17 protein-coding genes and 3 tRNA genes are annotated in these 19,334 nt (G+C 64.2%); 8 read left to right on the top strand and 12 right to left on the bottom strand.

What is annotated here, in order from left to right; translation table 11 throughout:
- Positions 1-25: 25 nt before the first annotated feature.
- From AC56KW_RS10400 to AC56KW_RS10355, 10 genes are all read right to left on the bottom strand, one after another.
- Positions 26-102, bottom strand: a tRNA-Asp gene (locus tag AC56KW_RS10400).
- 24 nt (positions 103-126) lie between these two features.
- A tRNA-Asp gene (locus AC56KW_RS10395) sits at positions 127-203 on the bottom strand.
- Between the two features lie 81 nt (positions 204-284).
- Positions 285-557, bottom strand: a complete 273-nt coding sequence (locus AC56KW_RS10390; protein ID WP_497170654.1) for an HU family DNA-binding protein — start codon at positions 555-557, stop codon at positions 285-287.
- A 299-nt stretch (positions 558-856) separates the two neighbouring features.
- Complete coding sequence (gene lon / locus AC56KW_RS10385) at positions 857-3,271, bottom strand: endopeptidase La (RefSeq protein ID WP_497170653.1); 2,415 nt, start codon at positions 3,269-3,271, stop codon at positions 857-859.
- A gap of 270 nt (positions 3,272-3,541) precedes the next feature.
- Positions 3,542-4,810 carry an ATP-dependent Clp protease ATP-binding subunit ClpX gene (clpX, locus tag AC56KW_RS10380; protein ID WP_497170652.1) on the bottom strand — a complete coding sequence of 423 codons (1,269 nt, stop codon included), beginning with the start codon at positions 4,808-4,810 and terminating at the stop codon, positions 3,542-3,544.
- Between the two features lie 196 nt (positions 4,811-5,006).
- Entirely contained in the window at positions 5,007-5,630 is a 624-nt protein-coding gene (gene clpP, locus AC56KW_RS10375) for an ATP-dependent Clp endopeptidase proteolytic subunit ClpP (protein WP_497170651.1), read from the bottom strand.
- 70 nt (positions 5,631-5,700) lie between these two features.
- Positions 5,701-7,041: a trigger factor gene (gene tig / locus AC56KW_RS10370; RefSeq protein ID WP_497170650.1), complete on the bottom strand. Its 1,341-nt coding sequence runs from the start codon at positions 7,039-7,041 to the stop codon at positions 5,701-5,703.
- Positions 7,042-7,072: 31 nt separating this feature from the next.
- A tRNA-Leu gene (locus AC56KW_RS10365) sits at positions 7,073-7,159 on the bottom strand.
- Between the two features lie 203 nt (positions 7,160-7,362).
- Entirely contained in the window at positions 7,363-10,458 is a 3,096-nt protein-coding gene (locus tag AC56KW_RS10360; protein ID WP_497170649.1) for an efflux RND transporter permease subunit, read from the bottom strand.
- Positions 10,455-11,594 (bottom strand): efflux RND transporter periplasmic adaptor subunit, encoded by a 1,140-nt coding sequence (locus AC56KW_RS10355; protein ID WP_497170648.1) that lies wholly within the window; start codon positions 11,592-11,594, stop codon positions 10,455-10,457. The genes AC56KW_RS10360 and AC56KW_RS10355 overlap by 4 nt, the downstream gene beginning before the upstream one ends.
- A 132-nt stretch (positions 11,595-11,726) precedes the next feature.
- On the opposite strand from AC56KW_RS10355, the gene hpnC reads away from it, so the two are divergent.
- From hpnC to AC56KW_RS10320, 7 genes are all read left to right on the top strand, one after another.
- Positions 11,727-12,536: a squalene synthase HpnC gene (gene hpnC, locus AC56KW_RS10350; RefSeq protein ID WP_497170647.1), complete on the top strand. Its 810-nt coding sequence runs from the start codon at positions 11,727-11,729 to the stop codon at positions 12,534-12,536.
- A 134-nt stretch (positions 12,537-12,670) separates the two neighbouring features.
- The gene (gene hpnD, locus AC56KW_RS10345; RefSeq protein ID WP_497170646.1) at positions 12,671-13,504 is read left to right on the top strand and encodes a presqualene diphosphate synthase HpnD; all 834 of its coding nucleotides are present in this window, start codon (positions 12,671-12,673) and stop codon (positions 13,502-13,504) included.
- Complete coding sequence (gene hpnE / locus AC56KW_RS10340) at positions 13,491-14,906, top strand: hydroxysqualene dehydroxylase HpnE (RefSeq protein ID WP_497170645.1); 1,416 nt, start codon at positions 13,491-13,493, stop codon at positions 14,904-14,906. Before hpnD ends, hpnE begins: the two co-directional genes overlap by 14 nt.
- A 31-nt stretch (positions 14,907-14,937) precedes the next feature.
- Positions 14,938-15,087 (top strand): hypothetical protein, encoded by a 150-nt coding sequence (locus tag AC56KW_RS10335; RefSeq protein WP_497170644.1) that lies wholly within the window; start codon positions 14,938-14,940, stop codon positions 15,085-15,087.
- 16 nt (positions 15,088-15,103) lie between these two features.
- Complete coding sequence (locus tag AC56KW_RS10330; RefSeq protein WP_497170643.1) at positions 15,104-15,880, top strand: DUF1700 domain-containing protein; 777 nt, start codon at positions 15,104-15,106, stop codon at positions 15,878-15,880.
- Between the two features lie 16 nt (positions 15,881-15,896).
- Positions 15,897-16,691, top strand: a complete 795-nt coding sequence (locus tag AC56KW_RS10325) for a head GIN domain-containing protein (RefSeq protein ID WP_497170642.1) — start codon at positions 15,897-15,899, stop codon at positions 16,689-16,691.
- Positions 16,692-16,808: 117 nt separating this feature from the next.
- On the top strand, positions 16,809-17,210 hold the full coding sequence (locus tag AC56KW_RS10320) for an OsmC family protein (protein ID WP_497170641.1): 402 nt from the start codon (positions 16,809-16,811) through the stop codon (positions 17,208-17,210).
- Positions 17,211-17,275: 65 nt separating this feature from the next.
- Here the strand turns inward: AC56KW_RS10320 and AC56KW_RS10315 are convergent, their stop codons facing one another.
- Entirely contained in the window at positions 17,276-18,493 is a 1,218-nt protein-coding gene (locus tag AC56KW_RS10315) for a YeeE/YedE family protein (protein ID WP_497170640.1), read from the bottom strand.
- 87 nt (positions 18,494-18,580) lie between these two features.
- On the opposite strand from AC56KW_RS10315, the gene arfB reads away from it, so the two are divergent.
- Complete coding sequence (arfB, locus tag AC56KW_RS10310; RefSeq protein WP_497170639.1) at positions 18,581-18,976, top strand: alternative ribosome rescue aminoacyl-tRNA hydrolase ArfB; 396 nt, start codon at positions 18,581-18,583, stop codon at positions 18,974-18,976.
- 3 nt (positions 18,977-18,979) lie between these two features.
- On the opposite strand, the gene AC56KW_RS10305 is transcribed toward arfB, so the two are convergent.
- Positions 18,980-19,309 (bottom strand): hypothetical protein, encoded by a 330-nt coding sequence (locus AC56KW_RS10305; RefSeq protein WP_497170638.1) that lies wholly within the window; start codon positions 19,307-19,309, stop codon positions 18,980-18,982.
- Positions 19,310-19,334: the final 25 nt, after the last annotated feature.

Here is a 19,334-nt window from a genome sequence, read left to right as displayed (position 1 = left end):
GAGCTGCCCCTGTCTTACTGAATTCTGGCGGAGCGGACGGGGCTCGAACCCGCGACCCCCGGCGTGACAGGCCGGTATTCTAACCAACTGAACTACCGCTCCAGACTTGTGTTGCATGTTTTTTGTTGGCGGAGCGGACGGGGCTCGAACCCGCGACCCCCGGCGTGACAGGCCGGTATTCTAACCAACTGAACTACCGCTCCAGCAAAAAACACTCAACTCAGCATCAGGACGGATACAACATTATCCTGCTGCTTTCTACGCTTGTCATCGCGAAGAAGGCATTAGTTTACAGCATCTTTCAGCGCTTTGCCAGCCTTAAATTTCGGAACCTTCGCAGCCTTGATCTTGATGGGTTCCTTGGTGCGCGGATCGCGCCCGGTGCGCGCCGCGCGCTCGCCCACCGTAAAGGTGCCGAAGCCCACCAGCGTGACGCTGTCGTTCTTCTTGAGGGTTTCGGTAACGGCGTCGATCATGGCGTCGAGTGCACGCGTTGCCGAGGCCTTCGTAATGTCCGCGGACTTCGCGATTTCTTCGATCAGTTCTGTCTTGTTCACTCGTTTCCTCGTTATCCGTTCGTGACGCACGTCGCGCCATTGGTGCAAAAGTGCAAGCGTATATTAAACAAGGGCAACATAGGGATGTCAAGCTTGCATGGTCGAGGGAGACTTCGGTTAACGGGTCAGAAAGCCCGTCAGTATTGACGTTGTGGCGTATCCGGCGTCGTGTCGGCGTTGCCGTCGCACGCCCCTCCCCGCCCAGGCGCCCGGCGACTGCGGATACGCGGTTCACGCACTGCGGACAAAAAAACAGGCGCCACACGGGCGCCTGCTTCATGCACTACACGAGCTTCTGGTCAGTGCTTGACCACTTCGCTCTGCCCTTCGCTCGGGGCCGGCGCCACGGCGACCGCAGGCACATCGGGCAACGCCTCCGGCTGGCGCTCCAGCGCGACTTCGAGGACTTTCTCGATCCAGCGCACCGGCACGATCTCGAGCTTGTTCTTGACGTTGTCCGGGATCTCGGCCAGGTCTTTCACGTTCTGCTCGGGGATCAGGACCGTCTTGATGCCACCGCGATGCGCCGCCAGCAGCTTCTCTTTCAGGCCGCCGATCGGCAGCACTTCGCCGCGCAGCGTGATCTCGCCCGTCATCGCGACATCGGCGCGCACCGGGATGCCGGTGAAGGCCGACACCAGCGCAGTCGTCATGCCGATACCGGCGGACGGACCGTCCTTCGGCGTCGCGCCTTCCGGTACGTGGATGTGGATGTCGGTCTTCTCGAACACTTCGCTCTTGATGCCGAAGCGCTGCGCGCGCGAACGCACCACGGTGCGGGCGGCCTCGATCGACTCCTTCATCACGTCACCCAGCGTACCGGTGCGGATGATGCCGCCTTTGCCCGGCACGTTGACCGCTTCGATGGTCAGCAGGTCGCCGCCGACTTCGGTCCACGCCAGACCGACCACCTGGCCGATCTGGTTGTCCTTCTCGGCCACGCCGAAGTCGTAGCGCCGCACGCCCAGGAATTTGTCCAGGTTCTTGGCATTGACGATCACGCGCTTCTCGGCCGCATTCGCGCCTTTTTTCAGCAGCAGCATCTTGACCACCTTGCGGCAGATCTTCGACACTTCGCGCTCGAGCGAACGCACGCCGGCTTCGCGGGTGTAGTAGCGGATGATGTCGCGCACCGCCGACTCTTCGACCTTGATCTCTTCTTCACGCAGGCCGTTGTTCTTCAACTGCTTCGGCAGCAGGTAGCGCTGGGCGATCGAGGTCTTCTCGTCTTCGGTGTACCCCGACAGGCGGATGACTTCCATCCGGTCCAGCAGCGCCGGCGGGATGTTGAACGAGTTCGAGGTCGCCACGAACATCACGTCCGACAGGTCGAAGTCGACTTCCAGGTAATGGTCCGAGAAGGTGTGGTTCTGTTCCGGGTCCAGCACCTCGAGCAGGGCCGACGACGGATCGCCGCGGAAGTCCGCGCCCATCTTGTCGATTTCATCGAGCAGGAACAGGGGATTGCGCACACCGACCTTGGCCAGCGACTGCAGCACCTTGCCCGGCATCGAGCCGATATAGGTGCGGCGGTGGCCGCGGATCTCGGCTTCGTCGCGCACGCCCCCGAGCGCCATGCGCACGAACTTGCGGTTCGTGGCGCGGGCGATCGACTGGCCCAGCGAGGTCTTGCCGACGCCCGGAGGCCCGACGAAGCACAGGATCGGGGCCTTCAGCTTGTCGACGCGCTGCTGCACCGCGAGGTATTCCAGGATGCGTTCCTTGATCTTGTCGAGGCCGTAGTGATCCTGCTCGAGCACCGCTTCGGCATTCTGCAGGTCGATGGTGACTTTCGACTTCTTCTTCCACGGCAGCGACACCAGGGTGTCGATGTAGTTGCGCACGACGGTCGCTTCGGCCGACATCGGCGACATCAGCTTGAGCTTGCGAATCTCGGCCTGGGCTTTTTCGAGGGCTTCCTTCGGCATCTTGGCAGCGATGACTTTCTTCTCGAGTTCCTCGATATCGGCGCCCTCTTCGCCTTCGCCCAATTCCTTCTGGATCGCCTTGACCTGTTCGTTCAGGTAGTACTCGCGCTGCGATTTTTCCATCTGGCGCTTCACGCGGCCACGGATGCGCTTCTCGACCTGCAGGATGTCCAGTTCGCCTTCCAGCTGGCCGAGCAGGTGCTCGAGGCGCTTGGCGACGTTGAAGATCTCGAGGATCACCTGCTTTTGCTCGAGCTTGAGCGGCAGGTGGGCGGCGACGGTATCGGCCAGGCGGCCGGCGTCGTCGATGCCGGCCAGCGAAGCCAGTATCTCGGGTGGAATCTTTTTATTGAGTTTGACGTACTGGTCGAACTGCTGGACGATCGCACGACGCATCGCCTCGACTTCGGAATCGTCGCCGATTTCGGAATTGAGCGGCGTCAGGTCGGCCACGAAATGGGTGGCGCCATCGGTAATATTATCGATGCGCGCGCGCTGCGAACCCTCGACCAGCACTTTCACGGTGCCGTCCGGGAGTTTCAGCATTTGCAGAATATTGGCCACGCAGCCGATCTCATAGATGTCTGCGGCGGAAGGTTCGTCCTTGGCGGCAGCCTTTTGGGCCGCCAGCATGATGCTCTTGCCCTGCTCCATGGCGGCTTCGAGCGCCTTGATGGATTTTGGACGACCGACGAACAGAGGTATCACCATATGCGGGAACACAACCACATCGCGCAACGGCAGAAGTGGCAGCGTCGTTTGCTCGGTTAATTTCGGAGTTGTCATGGCATACCTTATAGAAAGCGTGTTGCTGAACTTGGGCGCTGGGCAGTGAAAACTCAAGGCCAGCCGACAAAAATATTTTCTACAAGTAAAAAATTCAACTTGCCGATAAATATAGCCGTTCCAATAAAAGACCGCTTTTAAATAGAAAAAGCCACCGCGCGGAGTGCCGCGAGTGGCTTTTCGAATGAAGCCTGGCGTCTTTTATTGAGATTGATTGTACCGAGTTGAATCCGCACGGCAAGCCTTTTCGTGGCAAGCGTGCGGGCTTTTTCAGTTCTCTCCGGACGCCTTCGCGGTTTCGCTATAAATCAGCAAAGGTTTCGCGCCATTCGTGATTGTATTTTCATCGATCACGACTTTCACGACGTTTTGCTGGCTAGGCAATTCATACATCACGTCCAGCAGCGCGTGTTCGAGAATCGAACGCAGGCCGCGGGCGCCGGTCTTGCGCGCCAGCGCCTTCTTGGCGATCGCGTGCAGGGCCGCAGGGCGAATCTCCAGCTCGGCGCCTTCCATCTCGAGCAGCTTCGAATACTGCTTGATCAGCGCGTTCTTCGGCTCGATCAGGATCTGGATCAGCGCTTCTTCGGTCAGCTCGGAGAGGGCGGCCACGACCGGCAGACGGCCGACCAGCTCGGGGATCAGGCCGAACTTGATCAGGTCTTCCGGTTCGGCTTCGAGCAGGATCTCGGCGTTATAGCTGTCGTCCAGGCTCTTGACCGTGGCGCCGAAACCGATGCCGCTCTTGACCGAACGATTCTGGATCACCTTGGCCAGGCCATCGAAGGCGCCGCCGCAGATGAACATGATGTTGGTCGTGTCGATCTGCACGAAGTCCTGGTTCGGATGCTTGCGGCCACCCTGCGGCGGCACCGAGGCCATCGTGCCCTCGATCAGCTTCAGCAGCGCCTGCTGCACGCCTTCACCAGAAACGTCGCGGGTGATCGACGGATTGTCGGACTTGCGCGAAATCTTGTCGATCTCGTCGATGTAGACGATGCCGCGCTGCGCCTTTTCCACTTCATAGTTGCAGCTCTGCAGCAGCTTCTGGATGATGTTCTCGACGTCTTCGCCGACATAGCCGGCTTCGGTCAGCGTGGTCGCGTCGGCGATCACGAACGGGACATTGAGCATGCGCGCCAGCGTCTGGGCCAGCAGGGTTTTACCCGAGCCGGTTGGTCCAACCAGCAAGATGTTGCTCTTTGCCAGTTCGACTTCGTCTTTCTTGCCCAGGTGCTTGAGGCGCTTGTAGTGGTTGTACACCGCGACCGACAGGATGCGCTTGGCCGTCTGCTGACCGATCACGTACTGGTCGAGCAGCCCGGTGATTTCGTGAGGCGTCGGCAGGTCGGACTTGGCGCCCGCCACCGTTTCGACGTTCGACGTTTCATCGCGGATGATGTCGTTGCACAGGTCGATGCATTCATCGCAGATGAACACCGACGGTCCCGCGATCAGCTTCTTGACTTCGTGCTGGCTCTTTCCGCAGAACGAGCAGTACAAAAGTTTTTCGCCGCTGGAGGATTTTTTGTCTGACATGGGGGCAGGACTCTATTGAATTGCTGTGAATATAGCGCTTATACAGGCATGTAACAAGTCCGTGCAACAAGTATGGATATGATATGCCGCCTCGGCGGCGCAACTTGTGCACGTACGACCATGCTACCCGAAATAAAAAACAAACGCCCGAACGTGCTTGCGTCCGGGCGTTTTTTTCCAACACCTCTTTCGAGGTTCAGGCTTGGCCGCGGCTGGTCAAGACCTTGTCGATCATGCCATATTCGACGGACTCCTCCGCAGACATGAAGCGGTCGCGGTCGGTGTCCTTGTGGATTTGCTCGATGCTCTGGCCGGTGTTGTCGGCCATGATGCGCGCCAGGCGCTCGCGCAGATACAGGATCTCCTTGGCCTGGATTTCGATATCCGAGGCCATACCCTGCGATCCACCCGATGGCTGGTGAATCATCACGCGCGAGTTCGGCAGCGAGAAGCGCTTGCCCTTGGCGCCGGCGGCCAGCAGGAAGGCGCCCATCGACGCCGCCAGGCCGGTGCACAGGGTCGACACGTCCGGCTTGATGAAGTTCATCGTGTCGAAGATCGCCAGGCCCGCCGACACAGAACCGCCCGGGGAGTTGATATAGAGCGAAATATCCTTGTCAGGATTTTCACTTTCCAGGAACAGCAGCTGGGCGACGATCAGGTTCGCCATCTGGTCGTTGACAGGGCCGACCAGGAAGATCACGCGCTCTTTCAAGAGGCGCGAATAGATGTCATAGGCGCGCTCGCCGCGGCCACTCTGTTCGATCACCATCGGCACCATGCCGAGTGCTTGTGTATCCAATGCCGGATTACGAATCATACCTGTCTCGTTCCTTAAAAAGAGGCCATTGAAAAAAATGCCGGCCACGCAGGCCGGCAAGTTCGATTCTTTAGGCCTGTGGGACACTGCCCATCAGTTCATCGAAAGCGATGGTCTTGGTCGACACTTTCGCCTTGCCGAGTACATAGTTGACGACGTTTTCTTCCAATACAAGAGCTTCGACCTCACCCAGGCGACGACGGTCGCTGAAATAGTACTTGAGCACTTCTTTCGGGTCTTCGTAGCTTTGCGAGAAGTCTTCGATCTGGGCCTTCACCTGCTCTTGGGTAGCTTGCAGGTTGTTGTCGGCGACCAGTTGCGACAGGATCAGGCCCAGGCGCACGCGGCGCTCTGCCTTGTCCTTGAACATCTCGGCCGGGAATGGCAGCTTGGACACGTCCATGCCGCGCTGCGCCATGTCCTGGCGGGTCATTTCGGCCAGACGCTCCGAATCCTGCTCGATCATGACTTGCGGCACGTCCAGTTCGGTCGACTTGACCAGGGCGTCCATCACGGCTTCCTTGTTACGTGCTTTGACACGGGCGCGCACTTCGCGTTCCAGGTTGACCTTGATGTCTTCACGCATCTTGTCGATCGAGCCGTCTTCGATGCCCAGCGACTGGGCGAATTCAGCGTCGACTTCCGGCAGGTGCGCCCACTCGAGGGCCTTCAGGGTGATGGTGAACTCGGCGGTCTTGCCGGCCACGTCCTTGCCATGGTAGTCCTCTGGGAAAGCCAGTGGGAAGGTCTTGCTTTCGCCGACCTTCAGGCCGACGGTCGCTGCCTCGAACTCTGGCAGCATGCGGCCTTCGCCGAGTACGAAGGCGTAGTCTTCGGCCTTGCCGCCAGCGAATTCGACGCCGTCCAGGGTGCCGACGAAGTCGACGGTCACGCGGTCGCCATCGGCAGCCACGGCGTCGCCGCCGGTGCCGTGCTCGCCTGCCTCACCCTTGGTGTGGTAGTGCACGCGCTGCTTGCGCAGGATGTCGATGGTCTTGTCGATCTCGACGTCGCTGACGTCGGTGCCGACGGTTTCGACTTCGACCGCCGCCAGGTCGCCGATCACGACTTCTGGATACACTTCGAAGGTGGCGTCGAAGGACAGGGTGCCTTCAGGTGCATCTTGCTTCGGTTCGATTTTCGGGAAACCGGCAACGCGCAGTTCGTTCTCGACGGCCGCTTCGTTGAAAGCGCGGCCGACCTTGTCGTTCAGCACATCGGTTTCGATCTGGTAGCCGTACTGGGCAGCGACCATCTTCAGAGGCACTTTGCCTGGACGGAAGCCCGGCGCGCGGGCCGTCTTGGCCTGCTGTTTCAGGCGCTTTTCGACTTCGGTACGGACGTCAGCGACCGGAAAAGAGATCGTCAAGCGACGCTCGAGTTTACCCAGGGTTTCGACTGCAGTTGCCATTGTAAAAATCGTCCAAAAAAATAATTATTCGTGGTGCGAGGAGGGGGACTCGAACCCCCACACCATTGCTGGCGTCAGGACCTAAACCTGGTGCGTCTACCAATTTCGCCATCCTCGCTCAGGATTGCATAATTGCCACAAAAACAAAGGACGACCGACAGTGAAACCGGCCGCCCTGCACTCCAATGTTTAGGGGCTACAACTTCAAACGATTATTTTACTGGAATTTCTGACACTATTGGGCATCATTTTTAGCGGTGCGCGGTCTGGCGCAATGAAGATGCCGGCTCATCCATAAGGAAGGCGGCGCGGCCGCCTTCCTTATGCATCCGGTTTCTTTACGCGGAACCACAGCGCATAGAGCGCCGGCAAGAACAACAAGGTCAACGCCGTCGCCACGATCAAGCCACCCATGATCGCCACCGCCATCGGCCCCCAGAACGTCGAGCGCGATAGCGGAATCATGGCCAGCGCCGCCGCGGCCGCCGTCAACAGGATCGGTCGGCAACGCCGCACCGCCGATTCCACGATCGCGTCCCATGGCTGGCTGCCATTGGCGATGTCATGCTCGATCTGGTCCACCAGGATCACCGAATTGCGGATGATCATCCCGAACAAGGCGATTACACCCAGGTTGGCGACGAAGCCGAACGGACGATCCAGGATCAGCAGCGCCATCGCCGCCCCGGCCACGCCCAGCGGCCCGGTGAGAAATACCAGCAGCGAACGCGAGAAGCTGTGCAGCTGCAGCATCAGCAAGGTAAACGTGATGAACAGCACCAGCGGGACATTGGCCATGATCGAGGCCTCCGCTTCGCTACTGTCGGCCGCGGCGCCCTCCACCGCCACGCGGTAGCCGGCCGGCAGCCTGGCCCGGATATCGGCCAGCCTGCCATTCACCTGGTCGGTCACGGTCGGCCCCTGGATGCCTTCGACGACATCGGACTGCACCATGATCGCCCACTCGCGGCCCTCGCGCCAGACGACGCCGGGCTCCCATACGAACTGCACGCGCGCGACCTGGCCGATGGTGACGGCGCGTCCGCCGGCGGTCGGCACCAGGGCCTCCGACAACCGCGTGATGGTCGAACGTTCTTCGACCGGTTGGCGCACCACCATGTCGATCAGGCGGTTCGACTCCCGGAACTGGCCGATCGCGGTGCCGGTCAGCGTGGTATTGACCACCCGCCGCACGGCCTGCGAGGTCACGCCCAGCGCGCGCAGCTTGTCCTGGTCGAGGTCCAGGCGCAGCACCTTGACCGACTCGTTCCAGTTGTCGTTCACGCCCAGCGTGTTCGGATTGGCGGCCATCACTTCCTTGACCTGGTCGGCGATGGTGCGCACCACGCCGATGTCCGGGCCCAGCACCTGGAACTGCACCGGATACGGCACCGGCGGCCCGTTCGGCAGCATCTTCACGCGGCCGCGCACCTCGGGGAAGTCGGTCTTGAAGACCTCGACGATCTTCAGGCGCAGGCGCTCGCGCGCCTGTGTGTCGACCGGCAGCACCACCAGCTGCGAGACGTTCGACTGAGGAAAGATCTGGTCCAGCGGCAGGTAGAAACGCGGGCTGCCGGTGCCGACATAGCTCGTCACGCTTTGCACGCCCTCCTGCCTGGCGAGAAACGCCTCGAAGCGCTTCACGACCGCCTCGTTGGCGGCGAAACTGGTGCCTTCGGGCGACCACATCTCGACCATCAGCTCGGGGCGACTAGAGTCCGGGAAGAACTGCTTTTCGATGAAATTGAAGCCGAACACGCCCAGCGCGAACACGCCCAGGCTCAGGGCGACGGTCGTCTTGCGCCATTCGACACAGCGGTTCACCAGGCGCCGGAAGCGCTGGTAGCCGGGCGAATCGAATACGTCGTGGCCGCCGCCTTGTCCATCCTTGGCCGCGTGCGGCTTGACCTTCAACAGCAGGAAGCCGATATACGGCGTAAACGTCACCGCCACCACCCACGAGATCAAGAGCGCCAGCCCGTTCACCGAGAACATCGTGAAGGTATATTCGCCGGCCGCCGATTCGGCCAGGCCGATCGGCAGGAAGCCGGCGGCCGTGATCAGGGTCCCGGTCAGCATCGGCATCGCGGTCGAGGTATAGGCGAAGGTGGCGGCCTCGAAGCGCGACAGGCCCTCTTCCATCTTGCGTACCATCATCTCGACGGCGATGATGGCGTCGTCGACCAGCAGGCCAAGGGCGATGATCAGGGCGCCCAGCGAAATCTTGTGCAGCGAGATATCCAGCATGCGCATGAACAGGAAGGTAATCGCCAGCACCAGCGGGATCGACAGCGCCACCACCAGGCCCGGGTACACGTCCACCCGCCAGGTCGGCTTGGTGTGCAGGCCCAGGGCCAGGAAGGATACCGCCAGCACGATCACGACCGCCTCGATCAGCACCTTGACGAATTCGCCGACCGAGGCCGTCACGGCCTGCGGCTGGTCGGCCACGCGTTCGAGCTCGATGCCGACCGGGAGCTGGGAACGGATGCGGTCGAGCGTCGCCGTGAGGCCCTCGCCCATGGTGATGATATTGCCGCCTTTTTCCATCGACACGCCCAGGCCGATCACTTCCTTGCCGTTGAAGCGCATCTTCTCGGCCGGCGGATCCTGGTAGCCGCGTTTGACTGTCGCGAAGTCTCCCAGGCGGAAGGTGGTGCCGCCGGCGCGCAACTGCAGGTCTTCGATTTGCCGCAGCGTGCGCAGGGCCCCGGTGACGCGCACTTGCAGGTTGTCGGTCGGCGTCACCAGCATGCCGCTGGCCTCGACCTGGTTTTGCGTGGCGATCTGGTTGACGATCTGCTCGAACGGCACGCCCAGCTGGGCGAATTTCTTGCTCGAGAACTCGATATAGACTTTTTCGTTCTGTACCCCGAACTGCTCGACCTTGGCCACCAGCGGCACCCGCAGCAGTTGCTGGCGCACGAAGTCGGCGTAGTCGCGCATCTCGGCATACGTGAAGCCGTCGCCGGACAGCGCGAAGATCGAGCCGTAGGTATCGCCGAATTCGTCGTTGAAGAACGGACCGATCACGCCCTGCGGCAGGGTGCCGGCGATGTCCCCGATCTTCTTGCGCACCTGGTACCAGGCGCCCGGCGTCTCGCTCGGCGGCGTCGACTCGCGCAGCTCGAGGATGATGGTGGTCTCGCCCGGCTTGGAAAAACTGCGGATGGTGTGGATATAAGGCGTCTCCTGCAGCTTGCGTTCGAGCGGATCGGTCACCTGCTCGGCCATCTGCAGCGCCGTCGCGCCCGGCCACACGGCGCGTACCACCATCGCGCGGAAGGTGAATGGTGGATCCTCGTCCTGGCCGAGTTCGAAGTAGCTGAGGATGCCGAACAGCATGCAGGCGGCGATCAGGAAGCGCGTGAGCGGGATGTGCTCCAGCGCCCAGCGCGACAGGTTGAAACCTTTCATTTGCGGCCCTCGCCCGCCACCTGCGCCTCGGTGTCCGCGCGGCGCGAGACGTCGGCGGTCAGGATCCGCACCTTCTGGCCGTTCCTGAGCAGGTTGACGCCGGCGGTGACGACGTTCTGGCCGGCGGCCACCTTCCCGGTCACCAGCACGTCATTGCGCACCTGGCCGACCACCTGCACCGGCACCAGCGTGACGGCGCCGTTCTCGACGATCCAGACTGCGCTGGCGCCCTTGTTCTGGACCAGGGCGGTGAGCGGCAGGCGCAGGCCGGCCGCGCCTTCGCCGCCGGTGGCCAGTTCGACCGTCGCGGTCATCCCCAGGCGCGCCTCGGCGTTCTCGGGCAGCGCGACCTTGACGGTATAGGTGCGTGTGGCCGGATCGGCCACCGGCGAGACTTCGCGGATCTTGCCGGGGATCGCCACGGCTTCGTTGGCCCACAGGCGCACGGTCACGCCACCGGCTGCACGCAGCTGCCCGACCTTGTCTTCGGGGATGCCGATCACCACTTCCTTCTCGACCGTGCGCGCCACCCGGACCACCGGCGTGCCGGGCTGCACCACCTGCCCCACTTCGGCCTCGATGGCGGTCACCACGCCGTCGGCGTCGGCCGCGAGGCTCGTGTAGTTGGACTGGTTCGACTGGCCGCGCAGGCCGGCGCGGGCGGCGTCGACATTGGCTTGCGCCGCCTTCAAGGCGCTCTGCTTGGTGTCGAGCACCGCCTGGCTCACGAAATTCTGCTTGCGCAGGTCGACGTGGCGCTTGTAGTCGGCCTGGGCCAGGTCGCGCTCGGTCTCGGCGGCGCGCAGCGTGGCGCGCGCCTGGCTCTCGGCCAGCCGCAGGTCTTGCGGGTCGAGCCGCATCAATACATCGCCGCGCTTGACGGTCGCCCCGACGTCGACCTTGCGCTCGACGATCTTGCCGCCGACCCGGAAGCCCAGTTGCGACTCATAGCGCGGACGCACGTCGCCCGAGAATTCCAGGCGCTCGCCGGCCGTATCCGTCGCCAGGGTCACCACGCGCACCGGACGTACGTCTGGTTGCGGGGGCGCGGGTTTGGAACAGGCGACGAGCACCGCGGCTGCGAGCGGCGCCAGCACGGCCAGACGCAGGGTGCTGGAAGGAATTCGGTCAAACACGATGGCAGTCCTTTGACTAATCTAACGGCGTCTCGCGCCGGAGCTGGCTGAATGGATAGCGCCAGTTTGTAATCCAGCAATTATAATCATGCAAACAGACAATTCAGACGACTTTAGAGTCATCCGTCCAATATGGCCGTAGACCACTACGAAAACTTCCCCGTTGCTTCGATCCTGCTGCCGCGCCGCCTGGTACCGGCGGTCGAAGCGATCTATGCCTTCGCACGCAGCGCCGACGACCTGGCCGACGAAGGCGTCGCCACGCCCGAAGAGCGGCTGGCCGGCCTCGCCGCCTACGAACGCGAACTGGACCAGATCGCTGTCGGCGCGACCTCGTCGAACCCCATGTTTGCCCGGCTGGCCGGCGTCGTGGCCCAGTACCGCCTGCGGCTGGACCCGATGCGTGACCTGCTCTCCGCATTCAAGCAGGACGTCGTCACCCAGCGTTACGGCGATTATGCGAGCCTGCTCGACTATTGTCGCCGTTCGGCCGACCCGGTCGGGCGCCTGATGCTGGCGCTGTACCAGGCCGACGACGAGGTCAACCTGCGCGAATCGGACGCCATCTGCAGTGCGCTGCAGTTGACGAATTTTTTGCAGGATGTGGCCATCGACCTCGAGAAGGGCCGTATCTACATTCCTTTGGAAGACCTGGCCCGCTTCAAGGTGACCGAGGCGGCCCTGCGCGCCGGCACGGTCGATGCGCCGTTCCAGGCCCTGATGCGCTTCGAGGTCGAACGCACCCGCGCCCTGATGCTGTCGGGCGCCCCGCTGGCCAAGCGCCTGCCGGGCCGTATCGGCTGGGAGCTGCGCATGATCGTCCAGGGTGGACTGCGCATCCTCGAGCGCATCGAGCATGCCGGCTACGACGTGTTCCGGCGCCGGCCGGTGCTGTCGGCGCCGGACTGGTTTCTGGTGGGCTGGGGCGCCTTGCGCATGTGACCCGGCATCCGGGTCCCATGCCGCCATCGCGGCGGATTGCGCCATAAGTTCACCCTCATCGGCTAAGATAGCGGATTGACCGCGCGCCGCCACCCGGTTCAGGCGCGCCCCGACCAGCATTTCACGACGATTTCATGTCTCCAGACGAATACTGCCAGCAAAAGACCGTCCAAAGCGGCTCCAGTTTCTATTACAGCTTCCTGTTCCTCCCGCCCGAACGCCGGCGCGCGATCACGGCGCTGTATGCTTTCTGCCGCGAAGTCGATGACACCGTCGACGAGGCCACCGACGGCTCGGTGGCGCGCATCAAGCTGGCCTGGTGGCGCACCGAGGTGTCGAAGATGTATGGCGGCGCCCCGACCCACCCGGTGATGCTGGCCCTGCAGCCGCACATCGCCGCCTACAAGCTCGAAGAAAAGCACCTGCTGGCGATCGTCGACGGCATGGAGATGGACCTCGACCAGAGCCGCTACCTCGACTATCCCGGCCTGCAGCGCTACTGCTGGCATGTGGCGGGCGTGGTCGGCATCCTGTCGGCCAGCATCTTCGGCTATACCAATCCGCAGACGCTGGCCTATGCCGAGAAACTGGGCCTGGCGTTCCAGCTGACAAACATCATCCGCGATGTCGGCGACGACGCGCGCAAGGGCCGCATCTACCTGCCGGTGAATGAGCTGCAGCAGTTCGGCGTCACCGCCAACGACCTGCTCAAGCTCCAGCACAGCGAGAAATTCGAGGCGCTGATGCGGTTCCAGGCCGAGCGCGCCCAAGCCATCTACGACGAAGCCCTGGCCCTGCTGCCGAAGGAAGACCGGCGCGCCCAGCGTCCGGGACTGATGATGGCCGCCATCTACCGCACCCTGCTGGACGAGATCCAGCGTGACGGCTTCCACGTGCTCAACCAGCGCATCTCCCTCACGCCGCTGCGCAAGCTGTGGTTGGCGTGGAAGACCTATGTCCGCACCTGAACCGGGCCTGCGGGTCGCGGTTGCCGGCGGTGGCTGGGCCGGCTGCGCGGCGGCCGTCGAACTGGCGCGCCAGGGCTGCCGGGTCACCCTGTTCGAAGCCGCCCGCATGCTGGGCGGGCGCGCGCGCGGGGTCGAGGTGCGCGGGCTGGCCCTCGACAACGGCCAGCACATCCTGCTGGGCGCCTACCGCGAATCGCTGCGCTTGATGCAGCGCGTCGGCGTCGACGAGAAAACCGCTTTCCTGCGCCTGCCGGTGCAGATGCGCTACCCGGACGGCGGTGACGGCATGGATTTCGCTGCCCCGCGCCTGCCAGCCCCGCTGCACCTGGCGCTTGCCCTGCTGCGCGCCAAGGGACTGGCGCGCGCCGACAAGCTGGCCCTGGCCCGCTTCAACAGCGCAGGACGCTGGATGGGCTGGCAGCTGAACGACGACTGCACGGTGACCGAACTGCTGGAACGCTTCGACCAGACCGGGCGCCTGGTGCGCCTGCTCTGGCGCCCGCTATGCATGGCCGCCCTGAACACGCCGCCCGAGCGCGCGTCCGCCAACGTCTTCCTGGCGGTGCTGCGCGACAGCCTGGGCGCCGGCCGGCGCGCCGCCTCCGACATGTTGCTGCCACGCCTGACGATGGGCGCGCTGTTCCCGGAACCGGCCGGCGCCTGGCTCGAGCGCCAGGGGCATGCCGTGCGCCTGGGCGTGAAGGTTGCGGGGTTGGCGCGCGACCATGACGGCTGGCTGGTAAAAACCGGCGGCGATGCGCCGCCTGAACGTTTCGACGCCGTCGTGCTGGCCACGCCGGCGCCGGTCAGCGCGGCGCTGCTGGCGACCTTGCCGGATACGGCGGCGCTGGCCGGCCAGCTGGACGGCTTGACCCACGAACCGATCGCTACCTGCTATCTGCAGTACGCGCCCGGCACCCGCCTCGCGCTGCCGTTTTACGCCTTGCTGGACGACCCGGAAACCAAGCGCTGGGGCCAGTTCGTGTTCGACCGCGCGCGGCTCGATCCAACCCAGGACGGCTTGCTGGCAGTGGTGGTCAGCGCCGCGGGCGACGCGGCGGACCTGCCGCGCGAGGAGCTCGCGGCCGCGCTTGCCACCCAACTGGCCCAGGATTTCGAACGGCCGGAACTGGCTTCGCCCGCCTGGACCCAGCTGATCACCGAGAAACGGGCAACCTTCAGTTGCACGCCTGAATTGGTACGTCCTGGCAATATCACGCCGTTACCGGGGCTGGTGCTGGCCGGCGATTACACCGCCAGCGACTATCCGGCCACGCTGGAAACGGCGGTGCGCAGCGGCCAGGCGGCGGCGACAGCCATCCGCGCCTATGGCGCCCTGCCCCGCGAAAAGCGCAGCCTGTCGCACACCGATGGCGCGGCGCCCGGCCAATCCGTAAGGTAGCACCATCAAAACAAGTCTTGTGGAAACGATCATGAAACCCCGTCTCGGCCTGCACGCCGTCGCCATCCTCGCCATCGTGGCCGCGAGCACCCTGGTGCTGGTCAAGCCAGAGCTGATCGGCGGCTCGGCGCATGCAACCGCAATGGCGATCGGCTCCATCCCGGCCATCGGCCGCTACTAGGCGAGGCACGGCACATATGGGCAAGCTGGAATACCTCGACGCGCTCAAGCGGGCCCTGATGGGCCTGCCGCCTGAGACCCAGGCCAGGACCCTGGCCTGGTACGAGCAGCGCTTCGTCGACGGCACGGCCTGCGGCCGCATGGAGCATGACGTGGCCGCCGAACTGGGCGACCCGCGCCAGGTCGCGGTGACCCTGCGCACCAGCGCCCACCTGGCCGACCTGAAGGACAAGAAACCACCGAGCAACGTCGCCCGGACGATCGTGTCGGGCGTCGGCCTGTTGATCTTCAACCTGTTCATGCTGATCCCGGCGGCGGTGTTCGCCTCGCTCCTGATGTCGCTGTACCTGTCGGCCTTCGGGGTCTATGTGTCGGGCATCGCGGTGACCGCGAGCGGGCTGGCCGGCTCCAATGAACTGGTCCTGAGCGCGCCGCTGACCCGCATGGTGATCAGCAGCGATGGCGAGCCGGTCGAATCGCAGACCCGGGTCACCATCGGTTCGAATGGCATCCAGGTCTTCGACGAACCCGCTCCGGGCGCCGACGAGACCGATCCCGACGTGGGCAGCGACGGCGGATCGCGCGTCCTGCGCGGCGCCGAGGCGGTGGCCGAGCGCAAGATCCAGATCACGACCGAGATGGATCCGGGTTCGCGCACGACCCAGGTGGCCTTCGGCTGCGCGCTGGTCCTGGGCGGCATCGCGCTGTTCCTGCTGTCCATCGTGCTCACCAAGTACACGCTGCAGGGCATCCGCCGCTACGTCAACATGAACCTGTCGCTGCTGAAGGGATAAGGACATGCACGCATTGATGAGAGTCGGATTCGCCCTGCTGGTACTGGCCGCCGTGCTGGTCGCGCTGAGCTACAGCATGCTGCGCGCCAACGGCACCACCAGCATGACCGAACGACGCGCCGTGGCGCAGGACACGCGAAGCGTGCCGGCCGGCGTCGAGATGGTCGAACTCGACGGCCCCATCGACCTGAACCTGCGCTATGGCGCCACGCCTTCGCTGCAGGTCAGTGGCGAGCAGCGCATGCTGGGCAATGTCGAAGTATCGGGCGACGGCAAGGTGCTGCATATCGGCATCCGCGGCATGGTGCTGCGCCACCGCGAACCGCTGGTGGTCGACCTGACCCTGCCGGTCTTGACCGCGATTCGGATCGACGGCAGCGGTGACAGCAGCATCAATGGCTTCTCGGGCGACGAGATCGAGGTGCAGCTGAACGGCTCGGGCAGCGTGCGCTTCAATGGCCGCTTCCGTAACGCCAAGGTGGGCGTGAGCGGCAGCGGCGACCTGGATATGAACGGCGGCGCCGCCATGGAGCGGGTCGAGACGCGCCTGATGGGATCGGGCCGCATCACCGTGGTCGGCAGCGCGCAGGAACTCGACGCCAGCACCACCGGTTCGGGCCACCTCGATGCCGAGCACCTGCGCGCCGAGGAAGTCACGGTCAGCCAGAGCGGCTCGGGAGATAGCGCGGTGCAGGCGCGCAGCAAGGTAAAGGTAGCGCTCAGCGGCAGCGGCGATGTCGAGGTGTATGGCAATCCGGCCGAGCGCAGCGCCAGCCGGTCGGGCAGCGGGAGCGTGAGCTATCACGAGTAAGCGGATTCGCACCGCGCCAGCGGCTACCGCGGCGCCGCGACGGCGGGAATCATGCTCTCATGGCCCCTGCCTGGCGCCATTCCTGCACCAGGCGGCGCGAGACGCCACGGAGGACCCATGCGGATCACGGCGATTGTCACGAATACCGCTACCGGACACGACGTCATCGTTCGGACCGGCAACTCGGCCCAGGCCTTGAGTGTGCCGCCAAAGAGCGTGGGCAAAGGCTCCGCCGTCAATGGTGGCGAGTTTCTCATGCTCGCGTTGGCAACCTGCTACTGCAATGATCTGTATCGCGAAGCCGAACGTCTCGCCATACCGATCGACGGCGTCGAAGTCGAGGCAAGCGCCGAGTTTCCAGGCATTGGCCTGGCCGCCACGCATATCACCTACCGGGCAACCGTATCCTCGCCCGCCTCGAATTCGGCAGTAGCGCAGCTGCTGCGCGAAACCGACGCAGTGGCCGAAATACACAACACGGTGCGCTCCGGCGTGCCAGTCGCGCTGGTGCGACGGTAGGCCAGGCCACCTCGCACGCGCGCGTGTGGCTGGCCGCCGCTTTCGCGCGCGAACCAGGCGCTCCCTCAGCAGGAAGTCGGCCTCACCCGTTCGACTTCCAGGCCGAAGAACGGACGCAGGCGCGTACCGACCACATTGCCGACAAAGGCCGCCACCAGCCACAGCCAGCCGTGCAGGCTGCCCGAGATGATGCCGCTGAAGTAGGCGCCGATATTGCAGCCGTAGGCCAGCCGCGCGCCATAGCCGAGCAGCAGGCCGCCAACGATCGCCGCGATCAGCGAGCGCAGTGGCAGCTTCCATACAGGGGCATAGCGCCCGGCCAGCGCCGCCGCCAGCATCGCCCCGAGCACGATGCCGATATCCATCACCGAAGTCACGTCGTGCGAGATCGGCGCCGCCAGCGCGGCGGCGTTGGCCTTGGTCGACCAGTAGGCCCAGCTTGCCGTATCGACGCCGATCACGGCTGCCGCCTTGGCGCCCCACAGCGCGAACGCCGAGGTCACGCCCCACGGACGCCCCGACAGGGCCAGCGTCGCGAAGTTGAGTACGACCAGCGCCAGCGCGCCAGCCACCAGCGGCCACGGGCCATGCAGCCAGCGCGAACCGCTCCTGGGCTGCACATGTGCCGCGACCAGCCGGCCGTGGCGGCGCTTCTCGACGACGACGGTGAGCGCGGCAATCAGCGCGAACACGATCCAGTTCAGCCCCAGGGCCGGCGCCAGGCCGAGCTCCTTGACCGCCGACAGCGGCTGCAGTTGCGGCATCGACGTCCAGAACGGCATGTGGGCGGTGCCGATAAGCGAGCCGACGATGAAAAAGAGCAGGGTGAGGATCATGCGCGTGCTGCCGCCGCCGACCGTGTACAAGGTGCCGGAAGCGCAACCGCCGCCCAGCTGCATGCCGATGCCGAAGATGAAGGCGCCGACGATGACCGAGGTGCCGGCCGGCTGCACCAGGCCGGTCACGGGGTTGCCGAACAGCGTGCCGCTGGCGAGCGCCGGGAAGAACAGCGCCACGCCGACGGCCAGCATCAGCATCTGCGCGCGCAGGCCGGCGCCGCGGCCGTCGGCGATGAAGACGCGCCAGGCCGAGGTAAAGCCGAAGGCCGCGTGGTACAGGGCGACGCCGAGCAGCGCACCGACCACGTAGAGTGCCGCCTGGCGCGGGCCGACGACCTGCGCCAGGTACCAGGAGCCCAGCACGATGAGAACGCTTGCGACACCGAAGGGCCGCAGATTGATATCGGCGCGTCGTGCGCCGGACAATGTTGCTGAAGTGGTCATGTGAAGTCCATGAAGATAAAGCGGAACCCTCTATTGTCTAATATCTTCGCGTTTCGTGCAGGACGCGGGCCGGTTTACAATGGTGGCATGGCAGTCATCAATCCCATCGAAGTCGAGTTCAGCGCCATCCGCGCCCAGGGTCCGGGTGGGCAGAACGTCAACAAGGTCTCGTGCGCCGTGCATGCGCGGTTCGACATCGCGGCGTCTTCGTTGCCGCAGCACGTCAAGGAACGCCTGCTGGCCTCGAATGATGCCCGCATTACCCAGGACGGCGTACTCGTATTGAAAGCGCAGCAGTCGCGCAGCCTCGAACAGAACAAGGAAGACGCGCTGCGCCGGCTGCAGGAACTGGTCGACAAGGCCTCGATCGTGCCCGTCACGCGCCGCCCCACCCGGCCGACACGCGGATCGCAGCTGCGGCGCCTGGATGCAAAGGCGCGCAGCGGCCGGACCAAGGCCCTGCGGGGCAAGGTCAGCGACTGACGCTCATTGCGACAGCGCCGCGAACCAGTTTGCATACGGCGTGTTGGCCACCATCCTGCGGTTGAGGTCCGGCGCGCCGTCGGTCCACCACACGGGACCGCGTTCACCCAATGCGCGCTTGGCCTGGTCGACCGACGCGCGCGCGGCCCGCTCGGCTGCCCCATCGCGTGCCTTCAGGGCGGCGGCGACTTCGCGGCGTGCCTGCATGAGCTGGTCGACCAGTCGCTGGCGCGTGTCCGGCGCCAGGTCGGGATTGCTGGTCCGCCAGAGCCGGCCCGAGACGACGAAATAACGTCCATCCGGGGTAGTGGGATACTTGTCGGGTGAAGGCATGGCCGCACTATACCGAAAGCCGGCA

The organism is Telluria sp. RT2P19, from assembly GCF_059685725.1.
This window is presented reverse-complemented; position numbering and strand designations above follow the sequence as displayed.